At 47.8% G+C, this 15,151-nt stretch carries 22 protein-coding genes; all 22 read right to left on the bottom strand.

The genetic code is table 11. From position 1 onward, the window contains the following. Nucleotides 1-11 precede the first annotated feature (11 nt). The gene (gene rpsN, locus AC4EHB_RS16580) at nucleotides 12-197 is read right to left on the bottom strand and encodes a 30S ribosomal protein S14 (RefSeq protein ID WP_006828941.1); all 186 of its coding nucleotides are present in this window, start codon (nucleotides 195-197) and stop codon (nucleotides 12-14) included. 19 nt (nucleotides 198-216) lie between these two features. Further along, nucleotides 217-756 (bottom strand): 50S ribosomal protein L5, encoded by a 540-nt coding sequence (gene rplE / locus AC4EHB_RS16575; RefSeq protein WP_135500640.1) that lies wholly within the window; start codon nucleotides 754-756, stop codon nucleotides 217-219. A gap of 27 nt (nucleotides 757-783) precedes the next feature. Continuing rightward, nucleotides 784-1,095: a 50S ribosomal protein L24 gene (gene rplX, locus AC4EHB_RS16570; RefSeq protein WP_183736526.1), complete on the bottom strand. Its 312-nt coding sequence runs from the start codon at nucleotides 1,093-1,095 to the stop codon at nucleotides 784-786. Between the two features lie 35 nt (nucleotides 1,096-1,130). Continuing rightward, nucleotides 1,131-1,499, bottom strand: coding sequence for a 50S ribosomal protein L14 (gene rplN / locus AC4EHB_RS16565; protein WP_135500639.1), 369 nt, complete (start codon nucleotides 1,497-1,499; stop codon nucleotides 1,131-1,133). A 47-nt stretch (nucleotides 1,500-1,546) separates the two neighbouring features. After that, nucleotides 1,547-1,810: a 30S ribosomal protein S17 gene (gene rpsQ / locus AC4EHB_RS16560; protein ID WP_490976685.1), complete on the bottom strand. Its 264-nt coding sequence runs from the start codon at nucleotides 1,808-1,810 to the stop codon at nucleotides 1,547-1,549. 24 nt (nucleotides 1,811-1,834) lie between these two features. Beyond that, the gene (gene rpmC, locus AC4EHB_RS16555) at nucleotides 1,835-2,035 is read right to left on the bottom strand and encodes a 50S ribosomal protein L29 (RefSeq protein ID WP_135500637.1); all 201 of its coding nucleotides are present in this window, start codon (nucleotides 2,033-2,035) and stop codon (nucleotides 1,835-1,837) included. Then, nucleotides 2,025-2,459, bottom strand: coding sequence for a 50S ribosomal protein L16 (rplP, locus tag AC4EHB_RS16550; RefSeq protein WP_036803910.1), 435 nt, complete (start codon nucleotides 2,457-2,459; stop codon nucleotides 2,025-2,027). Before rplP ends, rpmC begins: the two co-directional genes overlap by 11 nt. Nucleotide 2,460: 1 nt before the next feature. Continuing rightward, entirely contained in the window at nucleotides 2,461-3,117 is a 657-nt protein-coding gene (rpsC, locus tag AC4EHB_RS16545) for a 30S ribosomal protein S3 (protein WP_135500636.1), read from the bottom strand. Nucleotides 3,118-3,120: 3 nt separating this feature from the next. Further along, entirely contained in the window at nucleotides 3,121-3,462 is a 342-nt protein-coding gene (gene rplV / locus AC4EHB_RS16540) for a 50S ribosomal protein L22 (RefSeq protein ID WP_135500635.1), read from the bottom strand. 19 nt (nucleotides 3,463-3,481) lie between these two features. Then, complete coding sequence (gene rpsS, locus AC4EHB_RS16535; protein ID WP_135500634.1) at nucleotides 3,482-3,760, bottom strand: 30S ribosomal protein S19; 279 nt, start codon at nucleotides 3,758-3,760, stop codon at nucleotides 3,482-3,484. Between the two features lie 60 nt (nucleotides 3,761-3,820). Further along, a complete protein-coding gene (gene rplB, locus AC4EHB_RS16530; RefSeq protein WP_490976684.1) occupies nucleotides 3,821-4,651 on the bottom strand; it encodes a 50S ribosomal protein L2 in 831 nt (276 codons plus the stop codon). A 46-nt stretch (nucleotides 4,652-4,697) separates the two neighbouring features. Next, nucleotides 4,698-4,982 (bottom strand): 50S ribosomal protein L23, encoded by a 285-nt coding sequence (gene rplW, locus AC4EHB_RS16525; protein ID WP_135500632.1) that lies wholly within the window; start codon nucleotides 4,980-4,982, stop codon nucleotides 4,698-4,700. Then, nucleotides 4,982-5,605: a 50S ribosomal protein L4 gene (rplD, locus tag AC4EHB_RS16520; protein WP_490976683.1), complete on the bottom strand. Its 624-nt coding sequence runs from the start codon at nucleotides 5,603-5,605 to the stop codon at nucleotides 4,982-4,984. The genes rplW and rplD overlap by 1 nt, the downstream gene beginning before the upstream one ends. A gap of 29 nt (nucleotides 5,606-5,634) precedes the next feature. Next, on the bottom strand, nucleotides 5,635-6,264 hold the full coding sequence (gene rplC / locus AC4EHB_RS16515; RefSeq protein ID WP_490976682.1) for a 50S ribosomal protein L3: 630 nt from the start codon (nucleotides 6,262-6,264) through the stop codon (nucleotides 5,635-5,637). A 49-nt stretch (nucleotides 6,265-6,313) separates the two neighbouring features. Next, complete coding sequence (gene rpsJ, locus AC4EHB_RS16510) at nucleotides 6,314-6,622, bottom strand: 30S ribosomal protein S10 (protein ID WP_066790933.1); 309 nt, start codon at nucleotides 6,620-6,622, stop codon at nucleotides 6,314-6,316. Nucleotides 6,623-6,875: 253 nt separating this feature from the next. Continuing rightward, nucleotides 6,876-8,198 carry a Na+/H+ antiporter family protein gene (locus tag AC4EHB_RS16505; protein WP_490982076.1) on the bottom strand — a complete coding sequence of 441 codons (1,323 nt, stop codon included), beginning with the start codon at nucleotides 8,196-8,198 and terminating at the stop codon, nucleotides 6,876-6,878. Nucleotides 8,199-8,364: 166 nt separating this feature from the next. Then, on the bottom strand, nucleotides 8,365-9,300 hold the full coding sequence (locus tag AC4EHB_RS16500) for a threonine ammonia-lyase (protein WP_490976700.1): 936 nt from the start codon (nucleotides 9,298-9,300) through the stop codon (nucleotides 8,365-8,367). Between the two features lie 87 nt (nucleotides 9,301-9,387). After that, entirely contained in the window at nucleotides 9,388-9,975 is a 588-nt protein-coding gene (gene leuD / locus AC4EHB_RS16495) for a 3-isopropylmalate dehydratase small subunit (RefSeq protein WP_490976680.1), read from the bottom strand. Between the two features lie 27 nt (nucleotides 9,976-10,002). Then, nucleotides 10,003-11,421 (bottom strand): 3-isopropylmalate dehydratase large subunit, encoded by a 1,419-nt coding sequence (gene leuC / locus AC4EHB_RS16490; protein WP_490976679.1) that lies wholly within the window; start codon nucleotides 11,419-11,421, stop codon nucleotides 10,003-10,005. 19 nt (nucleotides 11,422-11,440) lie between these two features. Then, on the bottom strand, nucleotides 11,441-12,541 hold the full coding sequence (leuB, locus tag AC4EHB_RS16485; RefSeq protein WP_490976678.1) for a 3-isopropylmalate dehydrogenase: 1,101 nt from the start codon (nucleotides 12,539-12,541) through the stop codon (nucleotides 11,441-11,443). 32 nt (nucleotides 12,542-12,573) lie between these two features. After that, entirely contained in the window at nucleotides 12,574-14,115 is a 1,542-nt protein-coding gene (locus tag AC4EHB_RS16480) for a 2-isopropylmalate synthase (RefSeq protein ID WP_490982075.1), read from the bottom strand. After that, entirely contained in the window at nucleotides 14,102-15,136 is a 1,035-nt protein-coding gene (gene ilvC, locus AC4EHB_RS16475) for a ketol-acid reductoisomerase (RefSeq protein ID WP_490976676.1), read from the bottom strand. The genes AC4EHB_RS16480 and ilvC overlap by 14 nt, the downstream gene beginning before the upstream one ends. Between the last annotated feature and the right edge of the window lie 15 nt (nucleotides 15,137-15,151).

Below are 15,151 nucleotides of genomic sequence, written 5' to 3'. Positions count from 1 at the left end.
AAATTAGGGGATTACCAGCTGGCTTTTTTAACGCCAGGAATTTGTCCCACATATGCAAGTTCACGGAAACAAATACGGCAAAGTTTAAATTTGCGTAATACTGAATGCGGACGTCCGCATCGTTCACAGCGTGTGTACTCTTGTACTTTAAACTTTGGCGTGCGTTTTTGTTTTGCGATCATAGATTTTTTAGCCACGTTTACGCCTCCCTCACGTTTACTTTTGGAACGGCATTCCGAATTGTGTTAATAACTCACGAGCTTCTTCATCAGAGTTCGCAGTTGTTACAATTACGATGTCCATACCGCGTACTTTAGAAACTTTATCATAATCGATTTCAGGGAAGATCAATTGTTCTTTCACACCAAGTGTGTAGTTGCCGCGTCCATCGAAAGATTTTTTCGAAACGCCACGGAAATCACGTACACGTGGAAGTGAGATAGCAATCAATTTATCCAGGAAGTCATACATACGCTCTCCGCGAAGTGTAACTTTACATCCGATTGGCATACCTTCACGAAGACGGAAGCCAGCGATAGATTTCTTAGCTTTAGTAATTACTGGTTTTTGACCAGAAATGGTTTGTAATTCTTCAACAGCAGTGTCAAGGGACTTAGTGTTTTGAACAGCTTCGCCCACACCCATGTTGATAACGATCTTATCTACTTGAGGTACTTGCATTACTGATTTATATTCAAACTTGCTCACTAGAGCAGGAGTGACTTCATTCACATATTTTTCTTTTAGGCGGTTCATGTGTGTACCTCCCTTCATTCAGGAATTTTATTTATCTAATTTTTCACCGGATTTTTTTGCAACACGAACTTTTTTACCATCTTCTACCTTGTATCCTACACGAGTCGGCTCGCCGGATTTAGGGTCGATTAACATTACGTTAGAAACGTGAATCGCTGCTTCTTGGCTGACAATCCCACCTTGTGGGCTTGCCTGGTTCGGTTTTGTATGCTTTTTGATGATGTTTACACCTTCAACTAGCACACGGTCTTTCTTAGGTAGAGCTGTCAAAACAACACCTGTTTTGCCTTTGTCTTTACCTGAAATCACCTTAACTGTATCACCTTTTTTAACATGCATTCTGTCGCACCTCCTTGGTATGGCACATTGATTTATTAAAGAACTTCAGGAGCAAGTGAAACGATTTTCATGAAGTTGCTGTCGCGTAGTTCGCGGGCAACAGGTCCGAAAATACGTGTTCCACGTGGACCTTTGTCGTCACGAATAATAACACATGCATTTTCATCAAACTTAATGTAAGTACCGTCTTTACGGCGAGCTCCGCTTTTCGTGCGAACGATGACAGCCTTAACGACTTCACCTTTCTTGACAACGCCACCTGGTGTTGCTTTCTTCACGGTACAAACAATTACGTCACCGATGTTTGCAGTCTTGCGACCAGAACCACCAAGTACTTTAATTGTTAGTACTTCACGAGCACCCGAGTTGTCTGCAACTTTTAAACGAGTTTCCTGTTGGATCACTTAGGTTACCTCCCTTCGGAATTTCTTAGGTTCCGAAATTATTTAAATTAGATAATAACCGCTTTTTCTACAACTTCCATCAAACGGAAACGTTTTGTAGCTGACAGCGGACGAGTTTCCATGATGCGAACTACGTCGCCCATTTTCGCTTCGTTTAGCTCATCATGAGCTTTATATTTCTTAGAGTATTTTACACGTTTGCCATAAAATGCGTGCTTCTTTTGAGTTTCAACCATTACTGTAACGGTTTTGTCCATTTTGTCAGACACAACACGGCCTGTGTATACTTTGCGTTGGTTACGCTCAGTCATACTTGCAAACCTCCTCTCGATTTATCAGTTATTGCCACTGAGTACTCTTTCGTGAATCACAGTTTTCATACGGGCAATCGCTTTACGTACTTCGCGGATGCGAGCAGTATTTTCTAATTGACCAGTAGCCAATTGGAAGCGAAGGTTGAAAAGCTCTTCCTTCAGTGATTTCACTTTTTGTTCGATTTCAGCAGTGGTTAAGTCACGGATTTCTTTAGCTTTCATTCGATTCACCACCAATTTCTTCGCGTTTAACGAACTTCGTTTTGATCGGAAGTTTGTGTGATGCAAGGCGCAATGCTTCGCGTGCCACTTCTTCAGATACTCCAGCAAGTTCGAACATTACTTTACCAGTTTTAACAACCGCTACCCAGCCTTCAGGCGAACCTTTACCGGATCCCATACGTACCTCAAGAGGCTTTTTCGTATAAGGTTTATGCGGGAAAATTTTAATCCATACTTTACCGCCACGTTTCATGTAGCGAGTCATGGAAATACGTGCTGCTTCGATTTGGCGGTTAGTGATCCAAGATGATTCTAAAGCCTGGAGACCAAATTCACCGAATGCGATTTCTTTGCCGCCTTTAGCTTCTCCGCGCATCTTGCCTCGGTGCTCTCGACGATATTTAACGCGTTTAGGCATTAACATATTATTTGCCTCCTTCCTCAGATTTCTTCTTAGTTGGAAGGACTTCACCGCGGTAGATCCATACTTTTACGCCAAGTTTGCCGTAAGTTGTATCGGCTTCAGCATGCGCATAATCGATATCCGCGCGTAGCGTATGGAGCGGAACAGTACCTTCACTGTAGTGTTCAGAACGCGCAATGTCAGCGCCGCCTAAACGTCCAGATACTTGAGTTTTGATCCCTTTAGCGCCAGAACGCATAGTGCGCTGGATAGCTTGCTTTTGAGCACGGCGGAAAGATACACGGTTTTCCAATTGGCGTGCAACGCTTTCAGCTACTAATCTCGCATCAAGGTCAGCTCTCTTGATTTCAATGATGTTGATGTGTACACGCTTGCCAGTCATTGTGTTCAGTTGGTTTCGAAGCACTTCTACTTCAGAACCACCTTTACCAATTACCATACCTGGTTTCGCAGTGTGAATTGTTACGTTTACACGGTTTGCAGCGCGTTCAATTTCGATTTTAGAAACTGAAGCTTCTTTCAAACGTGCTTCGACGTATTCACGGATTTTAATATCTTCGTGAAGAAGTGTCGCATAGTCTTTTTCAGCGTACCATTTGGATTCCCAGTCACGAATGATTCCGATACGCATCCCTATTGGATGTATTTTTTGTCCCACGAATTATCCCTCCTTCTTGTCAGATACCACTAGTGTGATGTGGCTTGTACGTTTGTTAATCGCGCTTGCGCGTCCCATTGCACGTGGACGGAAACGTTTCAATGTCGGACCTTCATCAACGAACACTTCACTGATGTACAAGTTGTTTAGATCCATTTCGTAGTTATGTTCAGCGTTAGCAGCTGCAGATTTCAACAACTTCTCAACAACAATAGATGATGCTTTCGGAGTGTGATTCAAAATTGCAACGGCTTCGCCGATTTGCTTGCCTCGGATTAAATCTACAACTAAACGGACTTTACGAGGAGCAATACGTACTGTTCTAGCAACAGCTTTTGCTTGCATGGGGAAATCCTCCTCTCAATTAACGTCTTGTTTTCTTGTCGTCTGCACCATGACTAGCGTATTTGCGTGTTGGAGCAAATTCTCCTAGTTTATGGCCAACCATGTCTTCAGTCACGTATACAGGGATGTGTTTACGTCCGTCGTATACTGCAATTGTTAGTCCGATGAATGTCGGGAAAATTGTAGAACGGCGAGACCAAGTTTTAATCACTTGTTTTTTCTCAGAATCCTTTTGTGCGTCAACTTTTTTCAAAAGATGATCATCAGCAAAAGGTCCTTTCTTCAAGCTGCGGCCCATTTGAGGTCCTCCCTTCGTGATCGCACCACGGTTCTTTCATTGAACCGTAGCGGAATCAAATTATTTTTTACGGCGACGCACGATGAACTTGTCTGACTTGTTCGTTTTCTTGCGCGTTTTGTATCCAAGAGTTGGTTTGCCCCATGGAGACATTGGTGATTTACGTCCGATTGGCGAACGTCCTTCACCACCACCGTGTGGGTGATCGTTAGGGTTCATTACAGATCCGCGGACTGTCGGGCGTTTGCCTAACCAGCGGTTACGTCCTGCTTTACCAATGTTGATCAATTCGTGTTGCTCGTTTCCTACAGCGCCAATAGTAGCGCGGCAAGTAGCAAGGATCATGCGAACTTCGCCTGATTGCAAACGAACTGTTACGTATTTGCCTTCTTTACCCAATACCTGAGCTGAAGTTCCTGCAGAGCGTACAAGTTGTCCGCCGCCGCCTGGCTTCAATTCAATGTTGTGGATTGTAGAACCCATTGGGATGTTTGATAACGGCAGTGCGTTACCTGCTTTGATATCAGCTTCTATGCCTGACATGATTTGAGTTCCAACTGTGAGTCCTTTAGGAGCCAAGATGTAACGTTTTTCTCCATCAGCGTAGTTGATCAATGCGATGTTTGCAGAACGGTTAGGATCGTACTCGATTGTAGCAACGCGTCCTGGAATGCCATCTTTGTTACGCTTGAAATCGATGACGCGGTATTGGCGTTTATGTCCACCACCGTGATGGCGTACAGTTATTTTACCTTGGTTATTACGGCCGCCTTTACGTCTAACTGGTTGTAGAAGCGATTTTTCAGGCTTGTTCGTTGTGATTTCAGCGAAATCCGAACTCGTCATATTACGACGACCGTTAGTGGTAGGTTTATATTTTCTAATCCCCACGTTGTTTCCCTCCTTCGTTAGTAGTTCTTTAAGAACTTATATGAAATTAAATATCGAACAATTCGATGTCTTTGCTGTCAGCAGTCAATTTAACGATCGCTTTGCGGCGTTTGTTAGTGTATCCTGCGTGTTTGCCCATGCGTTTGAATTTCCCTTTGTAGTTCATGATGTTGACTTTCTCAACTTGAACTCCGAAGATTTCCTGAACTGCATGTTTAACTTGTGTTTTGTTTGCGCGAGTGTCCACTTCAAAAGTGTACTTCTTATCTGCCATTACTTCAGAAGAACGCTCAGTAATGACCGGACGCTTTAAAATATCACGTGCTTCCATTAACTAAGCACCTCCTCAATTTTCTCGATCGCTGCTTTAGTCATAACAATTTTGTCATGTCCAAGCAGGTCTAATACGTTGATGCCGGTTGCCGACACCACTGTCATGCCTTTGATGTTGCGCGCAGACAATGCTACGTTCTCATCAAGGTCAGCAGTTACGAACAAAGCTTTTTTACCGATTGAAAGGTCGCCCATCAATTGTGTAAATGACTTTGTTTTTGGTGCGTCAAATGACAATCCTTCAAGTACCATCAATTTTTCTCCGACCACTGTCGATGAAAGAGCAGAGCGAAGAGCTAAACGACGTACTTTCTTAGGCAATTTATAGCTGTAGCTGCGTGGTGTTGGTCCGAAGACAACTCCGCCGCCGCGCCATTGTGGTGAACGGATCGAACCTTGACGGGCACGTCCTGTTCCTTTTTGACGCCATGGTTTTCTACCACCGCCCGCTACTTCAGAACGGTTTTTTACTTTATGGTTACCTTGGCGAAGTGAAGCGCGCTGCATCACAACTGCGTCAAATAACACTGATTCATTTGGTACAATACCGAATACATAGTCGTTCAATTCGATGTCGCCAACTTGTGAACCTGTTTGATTTAATAAAGCTACTTTAGGCATTCGTGTTTCCTCCTTCCTCAAAAAAATGATTAGTTAGCTTTGATAGCTGTTTTTACGCGAAGCATCGCTTTGCGTGAACCAGGAACATTACCTTTGATTAGAAGCAAGTTGCGTTCCACATCAACCTTGACGATTTCAAGGTTTTGGATCGTAATTGTCGTTCCACCCATTTGACCAGGTAATTTCTTCTGTTTGAAAACGCGGTTAGGGGCAACCGGGCCCATCGAACCTGGACGACGGTGGTAACGTGATCCGTGGGACATTGGTCCGCGGGATTGTCCGTGGCGTTTAATAACACCTTGGAAACCTTTACCTTTTGTTGTTCCAGTGACATCTACGATATCGCCTTCTGCGAATACATCTACTTTGACTTCTTGACCAATCTCGTAATCAGCTAAGTTTACATTGCGAAGTTCGCGAATGAAGCGCTTAGGAGCAGTGTTCGCTTTTGCTACGTGTCCTTTAGAAGGTTTGTTAGAAAGCTTTTCGCGCTTGTCTTCAAAACCTAATTGGATTGCTTCGTAGCCGTCAACCTCAACTGTTTTCTTTTGAAGCACTACGTTTGGAGCCGCCTCAACTACAGTTACAGGGATTAAATCACCGTTCTCAGCAAAAACTTGCGTCATACCGATTTTTCTACCTAAGATTCCTTTGGTCATGTTGTCACACCTCCTGCAATTTTTGTGTTTTTTCTATTTCGTTCACCGATTAAAGTTTAATTTCAATGTCAACGCCTGACGGTAAATCAAGTTTCATCAACGCATCGACAGTTTGTGGTGTCGGGTTAACGATATCGATTAGACGTTTGTGTGTGCGCATTTCAAATTGCTCACGAGAATCTTTGTACTTATGGACAGCACGCAAGATTGTGTAGATCGACTTTTCCGTCGGCAATGGTATCGGACCCGATACGCTAGCGCCTGAACGTTTAGCTGTTTCTACAATTTTCTCAGCAGACTGATCTAGGATTCTATGATCATATGCTTTTAAACGGATACGAATTTTTTGTTTTGCCATTATTTTCCCTCCCTTTCGCCTATTTTGGATAGACATTCTCCACGAAAATTTTCCAATCACTCGCCATGGCAAAGCGGCCGGGTGTATCGGTAACCTCTCGCTTCATCGCAGTCAAAGACCAACATTCACCATTATACAAAAGAAAAAAGAATTCCGCAAGGCTTTCCACGAAATTCTTTCTGATTCGCTTTTTTTATTATAACAGGATTTTTCCTTTATACAACCTATACGATAATAGTCCGAACATTCGCCTTTAAGCAAGCAGCATAATGGCAATCCAGCCAAACACAACGAGCGGAATATTGTAATGGACGAACGTTGGCACGCATGTATCCCAGATGTGGTTATGCTGTCCGTCGACGTTCAGTCCGGCTGTTGGGCCGAGCGTCGAATCGGATGCTGGAGACCCGGCGTCGCCGAGCGCCCCAGCCGTGCCGATCAGTGCGATGATCGCCAGCGTCGAGAAGCCGAACTCCATGCTGAGCGGCACGAAGATGGCAGCGATGATCGGAATGGTAGCGAATGATGAGCCGATGCCCATTGTGACGACGAGACCGATGATGAGCATCGCGAGGGCGGCAGCCCCTTTATTGCCATTGAATAAATCAGAGGCGCTTGCCACCAGCGGCTCAATGGCGCCAGTCGCTTGGATGACGGAAGCAAAACCATTCGCCGAGATCATGACAAAGCCGATAAAGGCCATCATGCGCATGCCGGCTGTCAGCACATCGTCAGCGTCGCGCCATTTCATGGCTCCGAAGATATACAGCACAAGAATACCGGCCAGCGCACCGATAATCATCGACTCGGTCTCGATCTGTCCGTAAAGCGCGGCAGCCAAAGCCAAAATCGTTACGATGATATCTTTCTTCGATGCTTTTTTCGTACGAGTTTCTTCTATAGTATTATAATCGGTGTGATAATCACGCGGCTTGCGGTAAGCGATGAACACGGCGATGATCAAGCCGAGTGCCATGCCGGCAACCGGAATCGCCATCGCTTTCGGAATATCCGCCATATCGATCGGCAATCCCGCAAGCTCCATCTGCGTTGCAACAATTTCATGGAAAATCAGCCCGAAGCCATATGGCAGCAAAATATATGGCGCAGTCAAACCGAAAGTAAGTACGGTAGCAATCAAACGGCGATCGATGCGCAGCTCATTCAGGATGTGCAGAATCGGCGGCACCAATAATGGGATAAAGGCGATGTGAATCGGGATGAGGTTTTGTGAAAAGATAGCCATCACCAGCAGCGCAAAGATGATCAATGCTTTCGCTAGATTTTCCCGCGTCGCTTCTCCTTCTTTATTGACGAGCTTCAAGACGCCTGCCACCAGCAATTCCGGAATTCCTGTGCGCGAAATCGCGACTGCGAATCCGCCAAGCATGGCGTAGCTGAGCGCGATGGTCGCCCCCGCTCCGAGTCCATCGGTGTAAGCGGTGATCGTTTCTGCAAATGACAAGTTTCCAGCGAGCCCTCCCGCCAATGCCCCGATCAGCAACGCGAACACGACGTTGACGCGGAGGAGGCTCAAGACAAGCATAATAATTACGGCAATCACTACTGCATTCATTTATGGATTCTCCTTTAGTTTGCTAAAGCGTTAAAGCACTTTATTAAATTAACAAATCTCTAAAAGGATGTCAACAGCTCTGCGCGCATTGGCTTGATACTGAAAATTCCGCTTTTTTTGCAGCCCAACAAAAAACCCTTTGCTGGATAGCAAAGGGCTTCTACTATTAATAAGAACTTGCCGTACCGATATCAGTAGCAGTTTTTCTGCATTCTTCGAGTTTCCCGATGTCGAAATTGCCGCCGCTGACAATGACGCCTGTGCGCGCCGAATCAAATGGCAGATGCCGGTTGAGCACTGCAGCCACCGCCGCTGCTCCCGCTCCTTCGACAAGCATCTTTTCACGTTCAAGCATAAATAGGATAGCCGAGGCGATTTCCTGTTCACTGACAGTGATGACGTCATCTACATAAGCCTGGATGATTTTCGTCGTCAATTTTCCCGGCTCTTTTACTTTGATGCCTTCCGCCATGGTCGGCAGAAATGGCACCGCCGTATTATTGGTGCCATGGAAAATTGAGGCGATAGCGGAAGCTGCCCGTGCCTGGACGCCGATGACCCGGATTTCCGGCCGCATCAGCTTTGCGGCGATAGCTGTCCCTGCCAGCAGGCCTCCGCCGCCTGCTGGCACGACGATTGTATCCAGGTCGGGGCATTGCTGCATCATCTCCATCGCAACAGTCGCCTGCCCTTCAATGATCGCCAAATCGTCAAACGGATGGACAAACGCCGCAAGGGTCGCCAATTGCTCCCTCTTCGCTTCTGCGTATGCTTCTTCGAAGTTTTTGCCGACAATTTTGACTTGGGCACCGTATTGTCGTGTCGCCATCACTTTCGTTTCCGGAGTGCCTTCAGGCATGAACACCGTCACCTGCACTCCCTTTTCGCGTCCTGCCAGCGCCACACCTTGCGCGTGGTTGCCGGCCGAAGCGGCGATGATTCCCCGCGCGCATTCCAATTCCGTCATCTGGCTGATTTTATTGAACGCGCCGCGGACTTTGAACGAACCTGTTTTCTGCAAGTTCTCCAGCTTCAATGAAACTTCGCTGCCTGTGATGGCATTCAGCGTACTGGATTGCTTGCACGGCGTACGATGGACAATCGGCGCCAGCCTCTCGAATGCATTAAATAAGCCTACTGTGCTGTACGAATTCCCAAGCAGATCATCTCCTCTTGTAATAGTAGAATGTTACACGCCTTGTTTTGCTTCATATGCCGTAATATGCGATTCAAATTGGAATGTCAGCGCAATCTCGTCCCAGCCTTTGAGCAGCATCTCTTTCCAATACGGATCAATCGTGAAAGAATAGCGGCTGCCATCCTGGCCTACTACGGTCTGTGCCTCTAAATCGACTTCCAGCCGGTAGGGTTCGCGCTTGCCTTTTTGAATCAGCTCGTCCACTTCCGCATGCGCCAAACGGATTGGCAAAATGCCGTTTTTGACACAATTATTATAGAAGATATCCGCAAAGCTCGGCGCGATGACGACGTTGAACCCGTAATCTTGAATCGCCCATGGGGCATGCTCGCGTGAGGAGCCGCAGCCGAAGTTTTCTTGTGCGACCAGAATTTCGGAGCCTTTGAAACGCGGATCGTTCAGGACGAAGCCCTCTTCCGGTGCACCATCCGGACGGAATCGCCAGTGGTAGAATAAATACTTGCCGAACCCGGTGCGTTCAATGCGCTTCAGAAACTCTTTCGAAATGATTTGGTCGGTGTCGACATTTTTGCGTTCTAAAGGGGTTACGACGCTATTGATGTGGTTGATGGGCTTCATTGCTAGCAGCCTCCTTTTCCATTGATGTTAGGCACTCGGTACAGGTTCTTTCATATAATTCCGGACATCTGTCAAATGCCCTTCAATTGCAGCAGCAGCAGCCATCACTGGGCTGACGAGGTGAGTCATTGAACCCGCTCCTTGGCGCCCTTCAAAATTCCGGTTGGAAGTGGAGGCGCAGCGTTCTCCTGCCGGAACAGAATCTTCGTTCATCGCCAGGCACATACTGCATCCCGTTTCGCGCCATTCAAAGCCGGCTGCCAGGAAGATTTTATCAAGCCCTTCCTCTTCTGCAGCACGCTTCACTGTTTCCGACCCCGGCACGACAATCGCCGTCACCGATGGATGAACTGTACGGCCTTCTACAATGGCGCTAGCTGCCCGCAAATCACCTAAGCGTGCATTCGTGCAGGAACCGATAAAGACGTGTTGGATAGGAATCGACGACAATGCAGCCCCTTCTTCGAGGTGCATATAGTCCAAAGCCTGTTTCAGCGCGTCCCGGTCTTCCTGTTCTTCGTAATCCGCAGCAAACGGCACATGACCTGAAATTCCTGAACCCATCGAAGGATTGGTGCCCCAAGTGACGAACGGCGAGATTTCATCGGCGTGGATGGAAAGCGACACATCGTATTGCGCCTCTTCATCTGTCGCCAACTCCAGCCATTTCGCAGCCGCTTCTTCAAACGCCTCGTCTTGCGGCACGTGGCGGCGGCCTCTCAAGTATTCAATCGTCGTGTCGTCCGGGCTGATCAGTCCAGCGCGCGCTCCCGCTTCAATCGACATATTGCAGATCGTCATGCGCTCTTCCATCGACAATTTGCGGATGGCATCGCCCGTGTACTCGACGATATGCCCCGTTCCCATGTCGATGCCGAATTTTGCAATGATGGCTAAGATGACATCCTTTGAAGAAACGCCGAATCCGAGTTCACCGTCGATGCGGATTTCCATCGTTTTAGGCTTTGATTGCCATAAAGTCTGTGTTGATAACACGTGTTCAACTTCACTTGTGCCGATGCCGAACGCCAATGCACCGAAAGCGCCGTGTGTCGACGTATGGCTATCGCCGCAAACAATCGTCTTGCCCGGCTGGGTCAGCCCAAGCTCCGGTCCGATGACGTGGACGATGCCTTGATCGGGATGGTTGATGCCCGCCAGCGGCACACCGAATTCATCGCAGTTTTGCTGTAAAGTGGCAATCTGCTTGCGCGAAATCGGATCGGTGATTTGATCGCGGTTGCGCGTCGGCACATTGTGGTCCATCGTCGCAAAGCATAAATCCGGCCTGCGTACTTTGCGGCCATTCAGCCGCAGCCCTTCGAACGCCTGCGGTGAAGTGACTTCATGCAATAAATGAAGGTCGATATATAAAAGGTCCGGCTTTCCCGCCTCTTCATAGACGATATGCTGTTCCCAAATCTTTTCAATAATCGTTTTTGCCATCGTGCGCACGCTCCTTTGCTTAAACGTAAGAATACATGATGTGTTCAGATACAAATTCCCGTTCTACTTCTTCGATGACTTTCGTCACAAAAGCTTCCGTGGAAACGGTCCGTTTGCCGGCTGTCGTCAAATCCCCTGTGCAATAACCATCTTCCAGCACGCCCATTACCGCTTCTTCAATTGCCGAAGCTTCTGAATGGAGGCCGAACGAATGGCGGAGCATCATGGCGACTGACAAGATCGCTGCTGACGGGTTGGCTTTATTCTGCCCAGCGATATCTGGAGCTGATCCGTGTACCGGTTCGTATAAGCCGAAGCCGTCTGTGCGGACGCTCGCTGATGGCAGCATGCCAAGCGATCCTGTGATGACCGACGCTTCATCGCTTAAGATGTCGCCGAACATATTCTCTGTCACAACCACGTCAAAGCGGCGCGGATCAGTGATCAATTTCATCGCGGCCGAATCGACCAGCATATGCTCGACTTCGACGTCCGGATAAGCTGCTTTCCGCTCTTCCACAACTTCACGCCATAATTTGCTCGTTTCAAGGACGTTCGCTTTATCGACCGAAGTCACTTTGCCTCTGCGCCCACGGGCGATTTCGAATGCTTGGTCGACAATCCGCTCGATTTCCCGGCGCGTATACACCAATGTATCAACAGCCGATTTTTCAGAGCGGCGTTTCGGTTCAGCGAAGTAAAGACCGCCTGTCAATTCGCGGACGATGACCATGTCCACATCTTTCGCGACCTCTTCTTTTAATGGAGAAGACCCAAGCAATGCCGGCACCGCTTTAACGGGGCGGATGTTAGCGAATAAATCAAAATGCTTGCGGATGTTCAGCAAGCCTTTTTCCGGACGCAGATGAGCTGGATGGCTATCCCATTTCACTCCACCGACTGCCCCTAGAAGAATAGCATCGCTCGCTTCACATATAGCCACCGTTTCTTCCGGCAGCGGATTATTATGCGCGTCCACTGCACTTCCGCCAATCAATGCTTGCTTCAAGTGGAACGTATGGCCATAGCGCATTGCAATGGATTGCAGCACTTTCACCGCCGCCTCTGTCACTTCTGGTCCGATTCCGTCTCCTGGCAATACCGCTATTGTTTTCTCCATGAAAATTCCTCCTCTTTCAATCGTGTTGTGGGTCACCCTGCTGCGACACTGAGTTTTTGCCCCGCCTTTACCAATTGGCGGTTCACTGCGTTCAAATACGCTTTCGCCGTCGCTTCCAGTACATCCTGCGCTACGTCACGCCCGGTCACTGTTTCGCCGTTATACGTCATGTTGATGACTGCTTCACCTAATGCATCGCGGCCTTTGCCGATCGACGTCACCCGGTAATCCAGAATGTGGACTTTACCTGCCACCAGCCGTTCCAAGCTATTGAATATCGCTTCTACCGAACCGGCGCCTGTTGCCGAATCCCGTATCAGTTCGCCATCCGGCTTATACGCGGAAGCTGTAGCAGTCGGAATGTTCGCTGTGCCGTAATGCACTTGCACACTTTCCAGTTCATAGACCGGAACTTCTTTATCGTTTATTTGCTGATCAGTCAGCAAGACGAACAAATCGTCTTCGACAATTTCTTTTTTGCTGTCGGCCAGTTTCTTGAATTCCACAAAAGCTTTGTTCAATTTTTCATCGCTTAATTCAAAGCCCATCTTGATAGCACGGTCTTTGAAAGCGTGTCTGCCGGAATGTTTGCCAAGCACCAATTGCGTCGATGCATCGCCGATCAATTCTGGCGTAATAATTTCGTAGGTCAATGGGTTTTTCAGCATGCCGTCCTGGTGGATGCCGGATTCATGCGCAAAGGCATTCTTACCGACCACCGCTTTATTAGGCTGAATCAAGCTGCCCGTCAATTGGCTGACCAATTGGCTTGTGCGCTTGATTTCCTTCAACTGGATGCCGGTCTCAATCTCGTAAATTTGTTTGCGGATATGAAGGGCAACTGCAATTTCTTCCAACGCCACGTTGCCTGCGCGCTCACCGATGCCGTTGATCGTCCCTTCCACCTGAGTCGCTCCATTTTCGATTGCTGCCAGCGTATTCGCTGTCGCCATCCCCAAGTCATTATGGCAATGCGCCGATAATTTGACGTTTTCGATACCGATGACATTTTCCGTCACGTATTTGAACATGGCGCCGTATTCAGCTGGCGTGGCGTATCCGACTGTATCCGGCAGGTTGATCGTGGTCGCTCCCGCTTCGATGACTTTGCGGATGATGCGGACCAAAAATTCCGGGTCGGACCTTGAAGCATCTTCCGCCGACCATTGGACCAGCGGGAAGAATTTTTTCGCGTATTTTACAGATGCAATAGCCGTTTCCATCACTTGTTCCGGCGTTTTCATCAATTTATGTTCCATATGGATTGGAGAAGTCGCTATGAAAATATGGACATGCGGCTGTTCGCCGCCTTTCAGCGCTTCCCAAGCTCTTGAAATGTCGCTTTCAACCGAACGCGCCAGTCCTGTAACAATGGAATTTTTCACCGTGCCCGCAATGCGCTGCACAGCGTCGAAATCTCCCGGAGAGGCTGCTGGGAATCCTGACTCAATGATCGTCGCGCCAAAACGTTCAAGTTGGCGGGCGATTTCGATTTTCTCAGCGGTATTCAAGTTGATGCCTGCCGATTGTTCACCGTCTCTTAGCGTCGTATCAAAGATGTCAATTTTGCGCACTGGCGACCACCTCTTTTTCCTTTGTTTTTTTCCCTTCATTGACAAATGGCATCATGGCGCGCAATTCGCGTCCTACTTGTTCAATTTGGTGATTTTCTTCCGATTTTTCAATTGCTGTGAATTCCGGACGGTTTAATTGGTTCTCAAGCAACCAGCCTTTGGCGAACTTGCCAGTCTGGATATCCGTTAATACATCTTTCATGCGGGCTTTTGTATCTGCATCAACGATACGCGGTCCAGATACGAAGTCTCCCCATTGCGCTGTATCGGAGATTGAATAACGCATACCCGATAATCCGCCTTCATACATCAAGTCGACAATCAGCTTTAATTCGTGCATACATTCGAAGTACGCCACTTCTGGCTGATATCCCGCTTCCACCAATGTTTCAAATCCAGCTTTCACCAGCGACGTCACGCCGCCGCATAACACGGCCTGCTCTCCGAACAAATCCGTTTCCGTCTCTTCCTTGAATGTTGTCTCAAGAACACCCGCACGCGTTGCACCGATGCCTTTCGCGTAAGCCAACGCCGTTTCCTGCGCTTGCCCCGATACATCTTGATGGATCGCGATCAATGCGGGAACGCCAGCACCTGATTCGTATGTGCGGCGCACAAGATGGCCGGGCCCTTTTGGTGCTACCAGGAACACATCCACGTCTTTCGGAGCGACGATTTGGTTGAAATGAACATTAAAGCCGTGTGCGAAAACCAGTGACTTTCCAGCTTTCAATGCCGGTTTGATTTCGTCGTTATAAACTTGTGTCTGGCGCTCATCCGGCACCAATACCATGATGACATCTGCCGCTTCCGCCGCTTCTGCTACAGTAGCTACTTTCATGCCATCCTCCTGCGCTTGGTCGAATGATTTTCCGGGTCTTACTCCGACAACAACCTCGAATCCTGAATCCTTTAAGTTCTGCGCGTGTGCATGCCCTTGTGATCCGTATCCGATCACCGCAATTGTCCGTCCTTTTAATACCTGTTCGTTAACATCTTGGTTATAATACATTTTCGCCATTTTTAAATTCCTCCT

It is taken from the genome of Planococcus sp. TJ-302, assembly GCF_058268455.1.
Note: the sequence above shows the minus strand (reverse complement) of the source record. Positions and strands in the feature narration are given on the sequence as shown.